The 20733-nt window shown below is 28.1% G+C and carries 15 protein-coding genes; 7 read left to right on the forward strand and 8 right to left on the reverse strand.

All coding sequences use genetic code 11. The annotated features are described in order from the left end of the window. The first annotated feature begins 171 nt into the window (after positions 1–171). A complete protein-coding gene (locus tag I1A51_RS11605; protein WP_196894075.1) occupies positions 172–3384 on the forward strand; it encodes a T9SS type A sorting domain-containing protein in 3213 nt (1070 codons plus the stop codon). Positions 3385–3434: 50 nt separating this feature from the next. Here the strand turns inward: I1A51_RS11605 and I1A51_RS11610 are convergent, their stop codons facing one another. Both I1A51_RS11610 and I1A51_RS11615 read right to left on the reverse strand, forming a co-directional pair. After that, the gene (locus I1A51_RS11610; protein WP_196894077.1) at positions 3435–5540 is read right to left on the reverse strand and encodes a prolyl oligopeptidase family serine peptidase; all 2106 of its coding nucleotides are present in this window, start codon (positions 5538–5540) and stop codon (positions 3435–3437) included. A 99-nt stretch (positions 5541–5639) separates the two neighbouring features. Next, the gene (locus tag I1A51_RS11615) at positions 5640–6140 is read right to left on the reverse strand and encodes a hypothetical protein (protein WP_196894079.1); all 501 of its coding nucleotides are present in this window, start codon (positions 6138–6140) and stop codon (positions 5640–5642) included. 1167 nt (positions 6141–7307) lie between these two features. On the opposite strand from I1A51_RS11615, the gene rpsU reads away from it, so the two are divergent. From rpsU to I1A51_RS11635, 4 genes are all read left to right on the forward strand, one after another. Beyond that, on the forward strand, positions 7308–7502 hold the full coding sequence (gene rpsU / locus I1A51_RS11620; protein WP_196894081.1) for a 30S ribosomal protein S21: 195 nt from the start codon (positions 7308–7310) through the stop codon (positions 7500–7502). A 207-nt stretch (positions 7503–7709) separates the two neighbouring features. Next, the gene (locus I1A51_RS11625) at positions 7710–8402 is read left to right on the forward strand and encodes a hypothetical protein (RefSeq protein ID WP_196894084.1); all 693 of its coding nucleotides are present in this window, start codon (positions 7710–7712) and stop codon (positions 8400–8402) included. A 75-nt stretch (positions 8403–8477) separates the two neighbouring features. Further along, positions 8478–9080, forward strand: a complete 603-nt coding sequence (locus I1A51_RS11630) for a hypothetical protein (RefSeq protein WP_196894086.1) — start codon at positions 8478–8480, stop codon at positions 9078–9080. 5 nt (positions 9081–9085) lie between these two features. Further along, positions 9086–9979, forward strand: coding sequence for a ComEC/Rec2 family competence protein (locus tag I1A51_RS11635; protein WP_196894087.1), 894 nt, complete (start codon positions 9086–9088; stop codon positions 9977–9979). 78 nt (positions 9980–10057) lie between these two features. Here the strand turns inward: I1A51_RS11635 and I1A51_RS11640 are convergent, their stop codons facing one another. The 4 genes from I1A51_RS11640 to I1A51_RS11655 are packed head-to-tail and all read right to left on the reverse strand — an operon-like array spanning position 10058 to position 16122. Next, positions 10058–11392, reverse strand: coding sequence for a TolC family protein (locus I1A51_RS11640; protein WP_231374021.1), 1335 nt, complete (start codon positions 11390–11392; stop codon positions 10058–10060). Next, complete coding sequence (locus I1A51_RS11645) at positions 11367–14552, reverse strand: efflux RND transporter permease subunit (protein WP_196894089.1); 3186 nt, start codon at positions 14550–14552, stop codon at positions 11367–11369. The genes I1A51_RS11640 and I1A51_RS11645 overlap by 26 nt, the downstream gene beginning before the upstream one ends. A 12-nt stretch (positions 14553–14564) precedes the next feature. Next, positions 14565–15674, reverse strand: a complete 1110-nt coding sequence (locus I1A51_RS11650) for an efflux RND transporter periplasmic adaptor subunit (RefSeq protein WP_196894091.1) — start codon at positions 15672–15674, stop codon at positions 14565–14567. After that, entirely contained in the window at positions 15661–16122 is a 462-nt protein-coding gene (locus I1A51_RS11655; protein WP_196894093.1) for a MarR family winged helix-turn-helix transcriptional regulator, read from the reverse strand. The genes I1A51_RS11650 and I1A51_RS11655 overlap by 14 nt, the downstream gene beginning before the upstream one ends. Positions 16123–16790: 668 nt before the next feature. Between I1A51_RS11655 and I1A51_RS11660 the strand changes: the two genes are divergently transcribed. Beyond that, on the forward strand, positions 16791–17687 hold the full coding sequence (locus tag I1A51_RS11660) for a UbiA family prenyltransferase (protein ID WP_196894095.1): 897 nt from the start codon (positions 16791–16793) through the stop codon (positions 17685–17687). Positions 17688–18170: 483 nt separating this feature from the next. Here the strand turns inward: I1A51_RS11660 and I1A51_RS11665 are convergent, their stop codons facing one another. Next, positions 18171–18506 carry a hypothetical protein gene (locus I1A51_RS11665; RefSeq protein WP_196894097.1) on the reverse strand — a complete coding sequence of 112 codons (336 nt, stop codon included), beginning with the start codon at positions 18504–18506 and terminating at the stop codon, positions 18171–18173. A gap of 364 nt (positions 18507–18870) precedes the next feature. Beyond that, complete coding sequence (locus tag I1A51_RS11670) at positions 18871–19413, reverse strand: Crp/Fnr family transcriptional regulator (RefSeq protein ID WP_196894099.1); 543 nt, start codon at positions 19411–19413, stop codon at positions 18871–18873. Positions 19414–19672: 259 nt separating this feature from the next. Here I1A51_RS11670 and lpxD point away from each other — a divergent pair, with 259 nt between their 5' ends. Further along, on the forward strand, positions 19673–20662 hold the full coding sequence (lpxD, locus tag I1A51_RS11675; protein WP_196894101.1) for a UDP-3-O-(3-hydroxymyristoyl)glucosamine N-acyltransferase: 990 nt from the start codon (positions 19673–19675) through the stop codon (positions 20660–20662). The last annotated feature ends 71 nt before the right edge of the window (positions 20663–20733 follow it).

Consider the following 20733-nt stretch of genomic DNA (forward strand, 5'->3'; position numbering starts at 1 on the left):
TTTTTATAAAATTCAAGGTAAAAAAACCACAGAAACAAATCATAACAAATTGATTATTAATACTTTATATTTACAATTATTTTAAACTGCAATCATCTTTATTTATTATTTTTTTTTGTTAAAATTTACTCTATTAATTATTAAATTGCGAAAAAATAAAAATAAGATAAGATGAAAAAAGCCCCGATTCTGGTAATTATTTTCTTGGTAGGAAATATTTACAGTTTGCTTGCGCATAACAGTGCCCTAAAGAAAGATGTAAATCTTGAATTACACACAAATTCAACCAGTAGTTTTTTTTCTACATTCACCGTTGAACAATCAGGAGGTGATGATGAAGGTCCTGGAGGAGTTGGAAACACAACAGAAAATACAGGAGATGTTATTCTTTGGTTAGATGCAAATGATTTATTAAATATTGACATTGATGAAACTTTAGATGCAGACAGTCCAATAACAATTTGGAAAAACAAAGGAATTTATCCAAATGCTGTTTTTTCACCTGAAGATACCGATGCTACTCCAACTCTAAAACACAACTTACAAAATGGTCAATCTGCTGTTTATTTTGATGGTAATGATTTGTTGAGTGAAACTTCTGGAACATTTTTAGATTTTGTAAATCCAGCATATGTAACAGGTGAAATGTATGTTGTTTTACAAGCAGAATCAAATGGCAATAAATCTTCTATTTTCAGTACCACTTCTTATAAATTGAATTATGTAATGGATGATGGAGGAAATAATGTTGTTGGATATGAAAACACTTTTGGAACGGGAAATGAATTTCCTACAGCTCATGGGAGTCAATTAGATGCTGCAACACCTACAATTCTTAAAATTACTATGGAAAGTACAGTTGCAGGAAATCCTTTTGCGCCATTAACTTTTTCTGTATCAGAAGTTGGTGGAACAGAATCAACGACTACACTTTCTCCTGGAAATGGATTTATCTTAAAGAATTTAGGAGAATTATTAAAAGGAAATATTTTCGAAGTTGTTTTTTATAACAGAAAATTAAACAGTTTAGAAGAAACAATAATTGAAAATCATTTCTCTGCAAAATATAACGTTGGAACAAAAACTGAATATTCTGGTGATAATGATGGATATGATTATCAGATGGTTGGTGTTGGAGCTGTTTTAGATTTTACTTCTACTCCAGCAAACTTGTCTCATTTGACTTCAAATAGTAAATATTTAATGTCTATTGAAGCTACAAATGTAAATCCAACGCCATTCGGTTCTTACATTATGATTGGTTCAAATAGATATGAAAAATCAACTTCTTTTGTAGATGAATCTTCAAGCAATTTTAGAACTTTAGAAAATTCTTGGAAAGTTAATACAAGTAATCTTCCATTTAATGCTTCGTTAGAAATCACAATTAATACAAGTAGAATTACAAATTTTGAAAGTGAAATTTCTTTCGGAGATACAGATTGTAGTAAACAATTATATCTTTTAAGATCAAATGGAACAACAGATGATATTATTTATGACACAACACTACCTATCAATATTGCTTCTTATGACCAAGCAAATTCAACTTTAACTTTTACAATTAATTCTCAAGGAGCTAATCCTCCATTAAAGAATAATGTAGTTTTCACAATTGGATATGAGAAAGATTTAGTTCAAGCAACTGGATCTTCTGGAAATAATGATTTTGACGCTCCAGCAAATGGTGTTTTCTTATCAGATCAAGATAAATGTAAAGATTTATTAATTCCAAATGGAATGACTGCAAGAATTTCTCAAAATGCAACTGTAAAAACTTTAACTGTTGAAGAAAATGCAATTTTATTAATTGATACAAATGTAAACTTAGAAGTAACAACAAACATCAATTTAAAAGGTGAAATCAGATTGGTGGGTCATGGTCAATTAGTCCAAACTCATGCTGGAGCTAATTATAATATTGGAACTGGAAAAATCTTAGTTAATCGATTTATAACTTCCAATTCTATCTATCACATGAATTACATTACATCTCCTGTTCATGTTACAGGAAGTGCAACTTATAATGTTGAAGGAGTAATGAAAGATGGAAAATCAACTGGTGTATTTGATGCTATTACTACTTATTCTGATATTAATTTTATCGATGGACATGATGGTTCTACTTCTCCATTTGGTATTGCTGAATATTGGTTATTTGGTTATGTTGATGGAAATGCTTACTTAGATTGGGAAGCAAAAGGAAAAAATGGAGCTATTCGAATTGGTGAAGGATATACAATGAAAGGTTGTGGTGAAGATAGATTCTATGTATTTGAAGGAACTCCAAACAATGGAACTTACACAAGTGCAATTACGAATGGAAATGAAACTCTATTAGGAAATCCTTATCCTTCTGCTTTAGATGCGCATCAATTTATTAATGATAATAATGCTGTAATTGATGGAACTTTATATTTCTATGATCACATTGGAGGAAGCGGACATGGAATTACAGAATACGATGCTGGTTATGCTACTTTAAACTTATTAACTAGCGTTTCTGCAACTGTTTTAGCTGAATTTACAGGAACACCTTCTACATTTGTAAAAGTTCCAAAGCAATATATTCCTGTTGGTCAAGGATTCATGGTTACTGCTACTGCTGATGGAAATGTTGAATTTAATAATGGTCAAAGAAAAGCAGAACATGAATCTGGAACAAATTCAGTTTTCTTTAGAAATTCTGAAAATGAAGATGAAACTTCTTTATTAAAACTAGGTTTAAGTTTTAACGATTTATCTGGAAATACAATTTATTCTCAAATTGCTGTTGGATTTAAAGATGGATTAACTGAAGGGCATGAAAATGGATATGATTCAGAAAATATTTCTCTTAATACAACACAGATTTATTGGGATTTTCCAAATAATGAAAGAAAATATGTTATTACAGGTGTGTCTTCTATTTCAGAAAATACAGTGGTTCCTTTAACAGCTAAAATGGAAGCTACAGGAAACTTAACTTTTAATATTGAAGAGAAAGTTAATATTGATTATCCTATTTATCTTTATGATAGAAAAGCAGATATTCATTATGATTTAAACTCTCCTGCTTCAATTTATATTGGAGCTGGTGAACATAAAAATAGATTCTATATCAAAACAACTTCTTTTGGATTAAATGTAGATGATATTATTTCTGATAATGATTTTAATGTATTTGCTAATCAAAACTCAAATGAAATTATCATTCAAAATGAATCTCATAAAATTTCAAATGTAGAATTATTCAATTCTTTAGGTCAAAAAGTACAATCTTGGAATATTGATTCTTCTGATACTTCTATCGAATTACCATATAATTCATTAAACTCTGGAATGTATATTTTGAATTTTAAAGCTTCAAATACAACAATCACTAAAAAATTATTAATCCAATAATTTTTAAAATATAAACTAAAAAATCCCAACAGAAATGTTGGGATTTTTTTTTATTTCATTTCTAAAGTATTCATGATAAACCCATAAATATCTGCTTTTTCTCTTAAGCCTCGATAACTATTTGTTCCTCCATAATGTCCTGAATTCTTTTCAACTTTTAATAAAATCGGATTTGTTTGTGCTTTTCTATTTAAAAGTTTTGCAACAAATTTATACGAATGAAAAGGTGGAACTCTCTCATCATTATCAGAAGTTACAACTAACATTGCTGGATAATTAATATCTTCTTTAATATTATGATATGGCGAAAGTTTATATAAATTATTAAATCCTTCTAAAGTTTCTACACTTCCATATTCATCTGAATTTAATTTTCCAACAGTAAATTTCTCTTTACGAACCATATCTAATGGAGCAACTTCAGGAATCACTACTTTATATAAATCTGGTCTTTGAATTCCAGCTGCTGCAACAACAAATCCACCATGTGAACCTCCTTTTATCGCTAATTTCTCATTAGAAGTATAATTTTCTTTAATCAAAAATTCAGAAACATCAATTAAATCATTAATCGTATTTTGCTTTTTTAAAGCTTTCCCATCTTCAATCCACTCATTTCCAAAACCTCCTGTTCCTCGAACATATGCATAAACATAAATTCCTCCTTTTTTAATAAAATGAACTATTTCTGGTTTAAAATAAGGCGAAGAAATCGATCCAAAACCTCCATAAGTTTCAATTAATGTAGGATTTGGTTTTCCTTGTGTCATTTTTTCTTCATCATAAACCATAATCACAGGAATTTCTTTTCCATCTCTTGAAATTATATAATGCTCTTTATATCGAATTGATTTTGCATTGAAAGTTATACCAGTTTTTTGATTTAATTCTTTTTCAAAAGTCTTTGTATTAAATTCATAAATTACATTTGGAACTGTATACGATTTTAATTTATAAATAATATCATCTTCTGTTTCTCCTTCCATAAAACCACCAACATTTGCAGCAATTGGTTGTACATCTCGATATAAAATTTCACCTTCAAAATTATAAAAAGTCATAATGGTTTTTAGTTTTTCTTTAAAAACACATAAAACTCCAGAAGGAACTACTTTCGCTTGCACCAAATGACTATTTTCATAAGCAGGAATAATTTGTTTCCAATTTCTTGGGTCTTTCGGATTTATCTCAACAACAATTGTTTTCTCTGTTTCTTTATCAAAGATATTTGCAATGATAGTTCCTTTTTCTTTTCTTTCTTCTAAAACATCTAATTCTGTTTTTAGATTTCTTGCTAAAGGTCTAATTCTCGCAACTTCTTCTGAAAAATCATAATAATAATGATTTGCAATTCCTTTTTGCTCATCTTTTTCAGAAAGAATTAAATATCTTTTACTTTTTACTGATTGAATTGAAAGTTCAATGTGTGGTTTATTTTTTCTTTCAAAAATTAATTGATCTTCCGATTGTGGAGTTCCTATTTTATGATAATAAATTTGAGGCGCTATATCTGCATCAAATTTGGAATTTCTTGGAAATTTTTTGTAGTAAAATCCTTCTCCAACAAATATTGCATTCGAAAACTTAATATCTTTTAATGTTTCATCAAAGTGTTTATTTCGCTTTAAATCCACAATTCTTGCTTCTCTCCAATCTCCACCATCTCTAGAATAAAAATAGGTCAAATATCTTGAATCTTTTGAAGTGTAATAAGCTTCAATTCTTACTCTTCCTTCTCCTCCAATATAAGCTGGATCTACAATTTTTTTATAATCATTTTTTAAACTTGGTTTAAAATAAAGAGAAGCTTCTTTTAAGTGATTTTCAACAAAATAACTGAAATAGAATTTTCCTTTTTTGTATGGAATTTTGTAATCGTAATCTGTATCAGAATATTTTCCAATAACTCTAAATGCATTTGTTTTTTTAGAACAACTTTCCAAATACCTTTTTGAAATTTTATTCTGTTCTTTCACCCAATTAATCACTTCTTCATTTTTCAAATCTTCTAACCATTGGTAATTATCTTCTACTTTATAAGTTTCATGATATGTTTCAATTAATGGTTTTTCATGAATGATTTTCTTTTCAAATTTTTGCGCATAAAATAATGTTGTACTTGCTAAAAGCAATACAGTTACTATTTTTCTTTTCATATATAATTAATTTTGTTTTCCTTTTTAAAATAGATTTATTTCAAAAGATAAATATCTAATTCAGATTTAGTTAATTGCAATTTATTTTTACAACTTTAGTTATTTACTTTTTTCGAAAATAACTTTTTGAACATAATCCACTGAAAAATTGGATACATCAGCGTTTATCGATTCCAATTTCTTTCCAGAAGTTACTTCAAAAATCAATTTATCATTTACTAATTCATAGCTAGAAGTCAAAAGTAAACCTGAAGTTTCAAAAACACTATAAAGTTTCTCTCCAAATAAATAAGAATTCAGTTCAATTCCATTATTTTCATCAAAAACATATAGATTTCTGGTTTCATCTTTAAGAATCAATTTATAATCTTTTGTAACAGGATGTGTTTTGGAGATAAATTCCGTTTTCCAAGTCCAAGTATCCGATTGTTCTGTTTTTTCAATAGTTAAAACAACTGGAACAGAATAGGTTTCTTTTCCATCTTTCATCGCAATCATAGTTCCTTCCCAAGTTCCAATACATTTCTCAACAAAAGAAGATTGTGCGTTTGTAAATTGGATAGAAATTAAAGCTAAAATTAAAAAAATGTACGTTTTCATGATTTTTAGATTTCTCTTTTTCTTATAATTAATGTTGTTCTTTTTCAGTGTGCAAAAATAAAAAAAGAAAATCTAGTTTTGATACCAAATTTTCTTTTTTTCAATAATATAAGCATCATTTAGAATGGATTTAAAATTAAAATCATTCGCATTATATATTTATAACACGAATGATTTCATTAAGTAAGTTTTTGAAATATAAAAAAATGAAACCTACTTTAAGTGTAGAACTTTTTTTACTATGACATTATTTTAAGAATAAAAAATATACTGCAAAAGCAACGAACAAAATTACACAAACGGATAGTAACACACTATTCATTTTTCTTTGTTTACATTCTTTTCGTATTCTATTCTTGTATGCATGAATACATTCTTTATCACGAAGTTCTACATGATACTGATCCAATAAATTTCTATATTTAGTAAATCTTTTGGACTTTATTTTTTGACGAATGGACAGTTTCATGAGATTTCGATGTCGCATTCGTTCAAAAATGCTGTTGTCTGAAATTGCTTGAACTGCCATAACTCGTTGTTTTTAATGATCTTAACAATGTAAAGATACGGAAAAACCCTCGTAAAACCTTATTATTTAACTATCTAGCTAAATATTCATTGAATTCTTATTTCTTTTAAATTTTAAGAAATAATTAATAATCTCAAATTCCTAAATTTCCATAGAATTTTCAAAATTTTAAGAGATTAAAATTCAAATTTGAATATTTATCCATAAATCAAATCTTAAATTTCCACAAAAAATACTTATTTATTCTTTTTCAAGTGAATTTCTATTTATTTTCAGTCTATATAAAATATTATTTTATTCTTTTTTTCTTGATTTACTTCTATCTAAAAGTATTTCTTAAGCAAAATTCTCCTATAAATCATAAAAAAAGAAGGAATTTTCTTAAAATAATTTGTAGTAAGTATAATAAGTAGTAGATTTGGCTTCTGATTAAAAGAACAAGAAAGTATGTCGTATTCCAATTGTTATTGGATGAATATATCCCACCTCTATTTATACCAAACTACATCTATTTTCTTTTTCATTTTTAATTCGATTTTTAATCGAACCAAATAATTCTTTTTAAGAATCATAATTTCTTGACTCCTAACTAGAATTTTAAAAATTAAAACAATTTAATAATCATAAAATAATAAACTATGTTAATCATACCCGTAAAAGAAGGTGAAAATATAGATAGAGCCTTAAAGAGATATAAAAGAAAATATCGTAACACAAAAGTTCTTCAAGAGCTAAGAAATAAAAAACAATACAAAAAGAAATCAATTGCTAAAAGAGAGCAATTAATTAAAGCAAAATATAAAGAGTTTTTAGCTTCTAAAGAAAGCCACTAATCTTTTTACATAAAAAAATCCTATTATTAAATAATAGGATTTTTTTTTATTTTAAAGTTTATTCTTTTTAAAATATCGAAAAATCTTTTTAGGCTATGGAAAAGGGGTTTTAGAATACTGAAAAGTCTTTTTAGACATATTTTCGGAAAGAAATTTGATTGATTTTAAACATGAAAAAGAATTATTCAATCAAAAAATAAAAATCCTATGAAAAGATTTTCTTTATTGCTTTCATTACTTTTTTTAATCTCTTGCAATGAAAAATCAATTTTTAAAGAAGTAGCAAAAAACACCTTTCCAATCGTTATAGACACTTTTCAAACAAGAAAGGAAACTCTGATTAATTTAAAAGACACAGTCTATCAAAATTTTAAAATTCTATATATAGGAAAAATTAAAGACACTATTTATGTCGATGAAATTGTAAAATCTATATTTACTCCTCCTCCGCCACCTAAATCTCGGGAAATTGATTCAGAAATGGAGATAAAAAATTATCTTGACAATTATAAAACTAAATACTATGATTACTTCATAGATAGTGACAAAAGTGAACACTATAAATGGTACAGAGATTCTAAATTATCAATTCAAATTGACACAACACAAACTATTGGAAGTTCTGGTAAAATAGCTTATCCTGTAATTATTCAAAACACCACTAAGGATTCTATAGCATTTTTCCCATATTTTGCTCCATTAATTCTTGAAGCAAAAAACAAAAGTGGAGACTGGAAACCAATTAAAATAACAGAAAAATATGGATGTTTTCATGGTTTCAATGAAACTATTATTATTCCACCAAATGAAATTGTTTTGATTTCCTTTTTTAAATATTCTGGAGATTTTAAAACGAAACTTAGGTTGAAGCTTGGAGAAAATTATTCTGGGGAGTTTTGATAATTTCAAATATATCTATTAAAAAATATTTAATTCATAATATTAACACTACATTTGAATAAAAAAAAATATATTATGAATAAACATAATAAATTTGATGTTTTTCTAATTTTTTTCATAGCTTTTTACAATTTAACTATGGTGTTATTTTCTTTACTATGGTTATTCACAATAGTTTTAGACAGATTTAAAATTCAAATTTTTGGTGAACCTACAAGTGAAAATATAATAATTCATTTTTCTTACTTTTTTTTCGCAGGAGTAATTGGAGGTTCATTTTACTGTTTAAGAGCATTATACCAAAGACTAGGTGAAGCATATACTCCATCAGTAATAAACTCAAAAGATGAATTATCAGGACCTAATATAATATTTAACGTACAAGTTTGGCTTTTTTGGTATATCTATAGACCTTTTCAAGGTGGTATTTTAGCTGTAATACTTGTTTGCCTTTTTAATCAAGGTTTGATTGGGCTAAATGGGCTAAAACTTGAAAGCATAAACTCTATTTTTTTTCAAGTTGGAATAGGGTTTCTTGTCGGATTTGGAACACATGAAGTTATAAATAAACTTGAGGAAATAATCAAAGTTTTATTTGCAAAATCTTCTAAAAATTCAAAAAGTTTAAAAGAAAAGACACAAGAAAAAATAGATGAAAATGAAAAAATTAAAAAGTAATAATTATGAGTATAGTAAAATCCTTTTCTGTAGGAAATGGTGATATGTTTTATATTGATCATTTTTCTGATAATTTCACTATGATTGATTGTTGTCTAGATGACAGCAATAAAGAAAAAATTGTAAATGAATTAAAAGAAAAAATAAATAATAATGGCATACATCGATTTATTTCAACACATCCAGATGAAGATCACATTCAAAATTTAAATTATCTAGATGATGAACTATCTATTATAAATTTTTATTGTGTCAAAAACGAAGCAACAAAAAATGATGAAACAGATGGATTCGTTAGGTATAAAAATCTAAGAGCAAAAGAAAATACCTTTTTTGTTGAAGAAAATTGTTCTCGTAAATGGATGAATTTATCATGTGAGAAAACAGGAAGTTCTGGTATAAATTTTCATTGGCCAAGTACCACAAACAAAGATTATAAAGAGGCTTTAAAAAAGGCTAAAAATGGAGAGAGCCCAAACAATATTTCTCCTATTTTTAGCTATTCTATTGAATCTGGAATTCAATATATTTGGATGGGAGATCTAGAAAATGATTTCATGAATAAGATACTTGATGATGTTAGTTTACCCAAAAATATTGATGTATTATTTGCGCCTCATCATGGAAGAAAAAGTGGAAAAATTCCAAAACAATGGTTAGATATCATGAAGCCTAAAATAATTATTATTGGTGAAGCGCCTTCAAAAAATTTAGATTATAGTTCTTATAATGATTATGATACAATTACTCAAAATTCTGCTAAAGACATTATTTTTGAAAATACTTCAAATTATATAAATATTTATTCTTCAAATGAAAATTATTCTGTTGACTTTCTTGAAGATAAAAATTTAAATAACAAATTTGATTCTTATTATTTAGGTTCATTATCTATTTAAAAAATATTTCACCAAACAAAAAAACCCTCCAAAAGAGGGTTTTTCACGTTTCGAAATAAATAATAAATATTCGTTACATCATTCAGAAAACACCGAAAGTAGTTTTCCTTCCAATTGTCTTAAAGCAAGTTCAGCGTTTTTTGCATCGAAAATCGCCTTGTTTAAATCTACCTCAGCGTTTAAAAGGTTGATCTGCGCTTGGCGAAAATCGATACTTGTAATTTGCCCTAAATTATATTGTTCTTTTGATCGCTCAAAATTGTGTTGATTTGTAATCACATTTTTTCGTTGTGCTTCTAAAACAAACAAAGCATTTTGATAATTATTCCAAGAATTTTCAATTGTGATATCCAAATTTTGCTCCAATTGTTGCTTTTGAATTTGTACAATATCTTCGTTTACTTTTGCATTTTGTTTTTGCACTTTTGTTCTTCCTCCATCAAAAATATTCCAAGAAAGATTTACACCTAAATTAAATCCGTTCGTTTGTTGGTCATTAATTCCAGAAATCACAAAATTCTCCGATTGATTGTATTGATAGCTTCCAGAAACATTCAGCGTTGGATAAAAACCTGATTCACTTATCTTCGTGTCATATCTTCGCAATTCAATGTTTTTATTTGCTTGTAAAACCGAAACATTTTCTTTCCAAGCACTCGATTTAATATTATCTTTTGATAAATCAATCGCATGAATCACTTCTGGTTCTACTTCATAAGCAATAGAAGCATTAATTCCCATTATATTATTCAGATTTCGCTTCGCATTTTCTAGTTGTGTTCTTGTATTTAAATAATTAATACTATCATTATTCACATCAACTTCTGCATTTAACACATCTAGTTTTGTATTTTGACCGTAATCAAAATTATATTGTGTTCGCTTCAATCTGTCTTTTGAAATCTCTAAAGTTTCCTCTAAACTATTTAAGTTTTTTGTCAGACGAGCAACTTCGTAATATTCTGTTGCCAAACTTAAAATCGTTTCTTCAATCAAAGAACGAGCTTGTAATTCCGAAAGGTTTCTAGTTTCTTTTAATTTTCGATAATTATATTTTCGCCCAAAACCATCAAAAAGTGTGTAATCTATTCCAATCGACGAATTATATCCTTTTGTCGTGGCTCCATTTATACTAATTTCTGGTTCTCCTTCTCTTTTATTTGTAATATTATTTTTACTGTAACTATATCCTGCATTTGCTGTAACTTTTGGTAAATAATCCGAATTTAAAATTCCAGCATTATTTTCAGCAATTTCCACATTGTTTTGCTCAATCTGAATATCATAATTGTTTTCCAATGCTTTTGCTACAGCATTTTCTAAAGAGATTGTTTCTTGTGCAAAAATGCTTGAAAAAGAAAGCAATCCAATTCCTAGTATTATTTGTTTAATCTTCATAATCTTCTTCTTCATTTTTTTGCTCAATAATCGCTTGTTCTACTTCTTCTCTTGTTACTTTTTGACCTGTCCAAATTCTCTTCGTAAATACTTTTATACTATTAGAAACAGAAAGTAAAAGTGGTAACATTAAAAGTGTTAATAAAGTAGCAACTGTAATTCCATAAGAAATTGAAATTGCCATTGGTTTTAAAAACTGTGCTTGTCTACTTTTTTCTAATAATAAAGGAGCTAAACCTGCAACTGTTGTCAAAGAAGTCAAGAAAATTGCTCTAAAACGAGAAACTCCAGCTTTGTAAAGTGCATCGTTAAATTTTTCTCCTTCTTTTAGATAACCATTGAATTTTCCAATTAAAACCAAACCATCATTTACCATAATTCCGACCAGTGCAATAATTCCTAACCAAGAAAGAATATTAATAGAAAATCCATGAACAAAATGTCCAACTACAATTCCAATCATTGAAAAAGGAACCATCAAAATCAATAATAATGGTTGCACATACGAACGGAATGTAAAAGCAATTACAATATATATTAAAGCTAAAACAACTATTCCAGCCGATTTTGCTGTAGAAACAGTTTTATTTGCTTCTCTACTTTGCCCTTCATATAAAACAGTAACATTTGGATTTTCAGCTAAAAGTTGTGGCATAATTTCCGTACGAATTTCTTGTAAAATTTCTGTTGCGGAATCATCTGGAGATTGTAAATCTGCTGTCACTTGAATTTCTCTTTTTCCATTTAAGTGATTAATAGAAACTTCTCCTCTTTCGATTTCATATGTTGCTATTTCACGGAAAGGAACTTTTGTATTTAGTGGCGTGTTAATCCACATATTATCTAAATTCTGAATTGAAGAACGGTTTTCTTTATCATAACGAACCCAAACTTTAATTTCATCTTGTCCTCTCTGAAAACGTTGTGCTTGAAAACCGAAGAAACCATTACGAACTTGACTCATCACAGTTTGTAAATCTAAACCAAGCGCATAAGCATTATCTTTTAAATCAATTTTAATTTCTTTAATTCCTTCTGGATCATTATCTGCAATATCTTTTAATGAACTATTTTTTAATAATTCTGCTTTTAATCCATTTTTTACAGCTGTTAATTCTTTATTATTATTACTTAAAAGAGAAATCGCAACAGGACTTCCTCCAAAGTTTCCTCCAGAACCAAAAGTTAAAGATTCCACTCCTGCAACTCTTCCTGTCGCTTTACGAATCGCATTTGTAATTTCTGGTGAAGAAAAATCTCTTTCCTCTCCAGGTAATAAATTTACTTTTATAGAAGCATTCGAAGCTCCAGGACCAATTCTTTTAATTGTATTTTGAACAACTTGTAAATTTCCTGTTTGTTTTTTCGTAAAATCATCATTCACACGCCAAACTGCATCTTCAATTACAGAAATAATCGAATCTGTTGTTTTTTCATTTGTTCCTTGTGGCATTTTAAGATTAATCGAAACACGATCACTTGCAATAGATGGGAAGAAAGAAGTTCTTACAATTCCTCCTCCAATAGCTCCAACACTTAAGATTAATAAAGTAATTGGAATTGCAAATCCTAAAAACTGATTTTTCAAAAAGAATTTTAACACAGGTCCATATACACGAACTCTGATAACATCAATAAATCTTTCTCCATAATGATTTAATCGTTCAAAAAGCATTACAAGTGGATTCTTTCCTCTTGCTTTATTTTTAGATAAAGCTTTTGAATGTGCAATATGTGCAGGAAGAATAATTAAAGCTTCAATAAGCGAAACGGCTAATGTTAAAATTACAACAGAAGAAACTTCACTAAAGAAATCAGCGATTCGACCATCTAAAAAGAAGAAAGTTGAGAATGCAAGAATTGTTGTTAAAATTGCAGAAATAATTGGTGGAATTACTTCCATGGTTCCATCAATTGCAGCTCGTACAGGCGATTTTCCTCGTTCATAATGTTGGTAAATATTTTCTCCAATTACGATAGCATCATCTACTAAAATACCAAGAACGATAATCATTCCGAAAAGGGAAAGTACATTAATTGTAATATCTAATTGCGCAGCGAAAATAAACATTCCTAAAAAGGCAACTGGAATTCCGGCTGCAACCCAAAAAGCCAAATGTGGATTTAAGAAAATCGATAAAAAGAATAAAACTAAAATTACTCCCATAATTGCATTTTCCGTCAATAACATTGTTCTCTGTTGTAAAGTAATTGAAGCATCATTTGCAACATCTAAACGAATATTATCATGTGTTGCATTAAATTCTTCTATATAATCTTTAATTTTTGCAGCACTACTTAATAAATCTTCATTATTTGTATTACTTACACCAACTTCAATAGAAGCATTTCCATTAAAATAAACACGATCTGGGTTTTCAGACCAAGTGTCCGAAACAGAAGCAATATCTTTTAAACGAATGGTATTTCCGTTTGGTTCTGAACGAACAATTAAGTTTAATAAATCCGCACCATAATATTCACGATTACTAGCACGAATTAAATAATCCTCAGAACTTGTTTTAATTTGTCCACCTGTAACAAGAATATTTGTATTTCTTACCGCATTTGAAACATCGTTAAATGATAAATCATAAGCTCTTAATTTTGCTTCATCTAAAGCAATTTCAATTTCTTCATCAGGAAAACCTCTTAATTCCACTTGTGAAATTCCTTCCATTCCACGAATATCATTCTCAATTTTCCTTGCATAATTTTTTAGAGAAGCCAATGAAACATTATTTCCGCTTACATTAAAAGTAATTGTTTCACGAATATTTTCAATTTTAGCAATAATTGGTGGCTCCATTCCTGTAGGAAAAGACGGAACTCTGTCCACTGCATTTTTTACATCAGAAAGAACGACATCAATATTTTTTCCTCGTTCAATTTCAATCGTAATTTGTGCGCTATTTTCATTTGATACAGAAGTAACACGATCAATCCCGACAATTCCTTTTAAATTATCTTCAATTTTTAATACAACTCCCTCTTCCATTTCTTCGGGAGAAGCTCCAGGATATGCAACATTGATACTGATGTTTCGTGATTCCGTTAGTGGAAAGAAAGACGATTTCATTGAGAAAACACCAATCAATCCAAAAATAATAAATGCCCACATCAATACATTTACAGCAACTGGATATTTGATAAAATATGCTATAACTTTCTTCATGTTTTCTATTTATTATTTAGTTTTTGGCATCACTTTCATTCCTTCAATCGCATTCGGAATTGGTTTAGCAATCACTGTAGAATTTTCTTCTAATCCTTTTACAACAACAGTTTCTTTATTATAAAAAACAGGTGTAATTTCTTTTAGTTTTAAAACATCACCTTCTAAAACAAAAATTTTAGTTTTGTCTACAAGTAAACTTCTTTCAACAACAAAAGCATTTTCTTCTTCTTTTCCTTTTAAAGAAGCTTCCAAATACATTCCTTCTCTTAAATCATCTCCAGAAACTTCAATGTAAGCAGTAACTGTTTGTGAATTTTGGTCAATTTTCCCATTAATTCTTACTACTTTTCCTACCCACGTTTTTGTATCTTCCAAATTTTGAAGTTCTACTGTATTTCCAACTTTTAAGAAAGAAGCAAAAGAAGCATTTACAGCAACTTCCATTTCGTAAGTAGTTGGATTAATAAATTCACCTAATTTTTGACCAGTTCGAACTAAAACTCCAGGATTTACAAGAGATTCTGTTAGAATTCCATTAAATGGAGCTCTAATTATATATTTAGAAAAACGTTCTTCTAGATTTTTTACATTATAATATAAAGCGAAAACATTTCTACCAGAGATAAAAAATTTCTCTTTATCAGAAGTTGTTTCTGGAAGTTTAGGAATGGTTCTATTAATATTGATAGATTTCAAATAGCTTTCCCATTTTTGGAAATCATTTGGAAAATCTAAACGAATATCAGGCATAATTGCAGTTAAAGCATTAAAGAATTTACTTCTTTCAGAACGTAAGTTTGCTTCATGTTCATCACTATTAATTCGTAAAATAATATCTCCTTTTCTGAATTTTGTTCCAGCCTTAAATTCTTTGCTAGAACCTTCAAAGATTCCTTGTACTTCTGAAAACAATTCAATTTTTTGTTTTGCAATGATGCTACCATTTACATCTAAAATGATCGGAACAGTTTTATTTTCCACCACTTCTGTAAATGCAATTGGCAATTGAATTTTAGGCTGAGGTTTTACTTTTTTATTAGAAGCAATAAGTGTTTTTGCAACAAAATAAGCCGCAAATACCAATAAAACACCTAGTATGATACTACTATACTTTCTCATTGTTTGTTTGATTAAATTCTTTAATGTTAGTTTGAAGTTTTTGTAAAGTTTTAATTGTTGTGACTATTTCTTCTTCTGAAATATTTTTTTGTAATAATTCAATCACCAATTCCATTACAGGAAGTGATTTTTGATATATTTCATTTCCTTTCTCTGTCATAAAAACCAAATTGACACGACGATCATTTTTTGCAGCTTTTCGCTTGACAAAACCTTTTTTTTCCATCGTTTGAATCAAACGAGTTAAAGAAGTTTTATCTCTTTCTGTGATATAAGCCAAATCGTGCTGTGGAACACCTTCCAATCCAGAAAGTTTAATCAACAAAACCCATTGCTCTCTTGTCAATGGAATTTCGTTCTCTTGAAATCGATCATTGATAAAACAACCAAGTAATTTTCCTGTCTTTCCAACCCATGGAAGAATCGTATGTTCAAATATCATTTTCATGAAGTTTTGACGCAAATTTATCCTATTGGTTTAATTAGTTGCATATGCAACCATGTTAAACTTTTCTTAAGATTTTTTACATAAATGTTCGTCGAAAAATATTGCCATTTGGTATGGAAAAATCCTGTGAAAATTTGTTTTTTAGTAAATCTGATAAAATGAAGTTTTATTCTAAAAAAGAAATTTCGATAGTTTTTTGGAGATTTTAAGTTAATTACTCTTTCCTTTCGAATATAATTATGTTTAAGAAATTCAAAAACAAGAACGAATTATATTTAAAATAGTTTTATGATTAATTGAAAAATCAAAATGAATATTTATTATTTGTTACAACTGAAAAGATCTAAAAATTGGAAAGAAATGAATCTAAAAATTCAAAATTAGATTTTTAAAAAATTATTCATTAATACACCTTTTATATAAAGAAATAAAAAAACATTGCATTCACTTTTTAAAAATTCAAACACAAAGAACTAATTTAGAAATTAATATCTCTGAATTGGGTATATTTCTTCAAAATAAAGAAAAACCATATATTTTTACAGGAATAACGGAAATTGATGTAACGGAAATCTGGTAACCGTGAGAAATTTCACCATTTTCAACTATTTCACAAGAAAGTCACATTCTGTAATTTCGTTGACGTTAAAAAGAAAAAGTATTTTTAAATGGCACGAAGTATTGTTTTGACATTTTTTGACACACCAAAGTTTATTTTAAACGAATTAAAATTGCTTTGGAATTTCACTAAAAGAGATTTATTATTGGGCGTATTTTCGACTTCAATTTTCATGTCTGCTGCTGTATTCTATGATTTTGAGAACGCAAATCTTTCAAACTTTTTTATTGGAATTCTTTACTTTTCCCTTTATATCTACTCTAATGCAATTTTAAGTCAGATTTATAAAAATGAAGAAGAGAAAATTACATTGCCTAGTTTACCAACTTCGATTAGGAAAATTACGAAAGAAGAAGCATGGCAACGTTATATTGTTTTCAGTTTAATCTTTATATTTTTAGGTTGGCATCTAAAAATTTTAAGCTGGACGGCTCTTTGGATACTAGTAACATTTTGGATTAACGCAAAAGGTGGAGATAAACATTGGTTTACAAAAAATATAATTGCCAAAGGATTAGGAACAATCACACAATTAATTCCAGCATGGCTTATCATTCAAAACGATACTTCTCCATTAATTTATTGGGCTTTTATTATTTCCATTTGGGTTGCTTTTACAAGTGTTTTAGATGACTTTAGAAATATAAAAGTAGATTCTGAAAATGAAAGAAAAACATTACCAATTATTTATGGAGAGAAAAAAGCAAAATACATCACGACAGCATTTTGGACAATTATGATGTTTTCAGTTTGTTTTACAATGTATAATCTAAATACAGATCCAAACAACATTAAATTTATCTTGCTTTTTACAGTTATTGCTGTTTTACATTTATTTATTATCACAAGAATTTTAATCGTAAAAAATATAGAAAAACATAGAGTAACATTTTATTTACAATGTGCTCTATACTGTGTACTATTACTCGGTGCATTTCTGGTTTAATTATAATTTATCTCAAATTCAATCAATTCGATTGCTATGTAATCAAGCGCAATCAAAACCACTTAGTTAGCTTTTGAAGGAGAATTTATTGACGTCAAATATTCTAAAAATTTATTCTTTGTAATTCTAATTCAATAGATTCAATTTCAAAAGCTTTAATGTGGTTAAATTATTTTCTTCATTTCGATTTGCTCCATAAAAAAAGGGCAAAACTCCAAATTGGTTTCACCCTCATAAGACATAAACTCTTACTAAAACCACTTATTTTAAAGTGATTTTCCTTTTACATAAAATAAAAGTCAAATTGGCTAACTCTACAATTATAAATTCAAAAAAACCTTATTAATTTTTTTAATTTATTTTCGGTACAATAGTATGAAAAACTTTTTTATGAAATGTACTTTTTTTCAAATAAAGCTAAGGAAAAAGGTGATTTTACAACGACTCTAAAACCACCTTATTCCTTAACCATCTCTACTAGATTCACAATATGTTTTTCAATAGAAAGAATGAAATAATTATGGCAACTATACCAATAATCCCTCCTATTTTCAAAGTTTTAGATTTATCTAATGTTATGATAAATTTTCGATTAAAATTATACGCTTCATAACTTGGTTCTCCAAATAAATGTCGAATAATTACAGGTAATTCTATAATACTTGCAGTTACAACATATCCTATTGCACCAGATTGAATAGCAACATTTCCGTAACTATTTCCATCCAATAAAAACAAAAAAAGAAACATAATTAACCAATGCGCAAATGTCCCTCCCCAACCTAAAGCAGCAAATTGTTTCTCATTGTTCTTCTCCATATCATATTCGAAGATTTTACCAAATTTGGAGATTGGATACAAATGACAAACTGCTCCATAATATTTAGTTGCGAAATAATGTCCCCATTCATGCAGGAATCTACAAATTATATAGCCGGAAAAAATTCCTACTAGAACACTGGCACTATCAAATAAAATGGAATTTGAAGTGATAGACAAGTTGTTTATATACTTCCAAAAAACCAAAATTAGAAATGTCAGAATAACATCTCTAATCATTAAACCTATTAAATTAAGTGTAGTTTTACTTTCAAAGATCATCGTGTATTAATTTTCTATTACAAAGTTATTTTAGTCTTTACAATAAAAATTTACCTTTTGGTAAAAAACGATGCTATTATTGTTAATTTGCTCTAATTCTACTTAAACTTTGCTGTGTAATTCCTAAATAAGTTGCAATATGTCCAAGAGAAGCTTTTTGAAAAATGGTAGGATATTCTTTTAATAATTTCTCATAACGTTCTTTAGCTGTTTTCACTCTAGTTTCAATCAATTTATCACTTAAATGCAATGTAATTTCAATTAACATATTCATCAAACTTTCTTGAACAGCAGGAGTCGTCTTTCTAATTTCTTCAAATTTTTCTTTACTAATCACTTTTAAAACAGTGTCTTCCAAAGCTTCCATGCAATAAATACTTGATTGTCCTTTCACAAAACTTGATAAAATTCCTGCCATATCACCTTTATCAGAAAACCATTGTGTAATTTCATTTCCTTTAGAATCTAAAAAATAAATACGAACAAAACCTTTTTCTACATAATAAAAATGTTGGTGAATTAATCCAATTGGACTAATTATTTCTCCTTTTTTAAAATATTTTTCCTCAGCATTTCCGAATATTTTCTCTATAAAATCTGAATTATTTTTTTTGTGTTTTAACATTTTGTAGTGATACTTACTTTTTTTACAAAATTAATGCTTTACATAAAATAAAATTTAATCTTCTATTCATCAAAAGATTATCTATTTATAATTTAATAAAAAAACTAAAGAATTTTTCATAATATAATTTAAGAGAAATATTTTTTTTTGAAATATTATAAAAATTAAAATATTTTATTTTATTATTGCAAATATTAGTTTTTTATACGTTATAAAACTAATAAGACAGACTCACTAACTAATTCATATACCCCACGGAATGAATTCATTTACTATTAATCAAATCAACGATTTGTTAGAAGGAACAATCATTGGTCACACAGATCAAATTATTGAAGGTCCTGAACAAATGGAAAAAGCAAAGAAAAATCATATTACATTTATTGGAAATGCAAAATATGCAAATCTTTGGAAATCTTCATCTGCTTCTGTTGCTATTGTTAGCGAGAATTTAGATGTAGAACAAATTGAAAACAAAGCACTTATCAAAGTTAAGAATGCGGATTTAGCAATGGCGAAAATTTTAGAGATTTTCGCGCCTAGACTTCCTGAATTTTCTTCTGATATTCACCCAACAGCTATTATTGATGAATCTGCTCAAATTGGAGCTGGATGTAAAATTGGAGCTGGATGTTACGTTGGAAAACGTGTGACATTAGGTGATAACGTTACTTTATATCCAAATGTGACGATTTTAGATGACTCTTCAATTGGAAAAAATACAACCATTTGGTCTGGAGCTGTAATTCGTGAAAGAACAAAAATGGGAACAGATTGTATCATTCATAACAATGTAAGTATTGGTGCGGATGGTTTCGGATTTAGACCTGATTTTTCTGGAAATCTAGTTAAAATTCCACAAATTGGAAATGTAGAAATTGGAAATCATGTAGAAATTGGAGCTAATTCAACAATTGATCGAGGAAAATTTAGCGCAACTGTTATCGGCGATGGATGTAAAATCGATAATCTAGTTCAAATTGGACACAACTCTGTAATGGGACGTTATTGTATCATGGCAGGACATAGTGGTTTAGCTGGTTCTGTTACTTTAGGAGATGGTGTTATAATTGGTGGAAGTGCTTCTATTAAAGATCATGTTACATTACATTCTGGAGTTACAGTTGGAGCTGGTTCTGGAGTAATTAGCGATGTTCCAGCAGGAAAAACAGTTTTAGGTTATCCAGCAAGCGAATCGAGAGAAATGCTTAAACAATGGGTAGCTTTAAGAAAATTAGCAAAAAAATAGTTTATATATTAAGTTTTTTATTCTAATTCTAAAGGAAAATCCCGAAGTTGTTTGCTTACTCCGGGATTTTT

Source organism: Aureivirga marina, from assembly GCF_015767265.1.
Lineage (GTDB): Bacteria > Bacteroidota > Bacteroidia > Flavobacteriales > Flavobacteriaceae > Aureivirga > Aureivirga marina.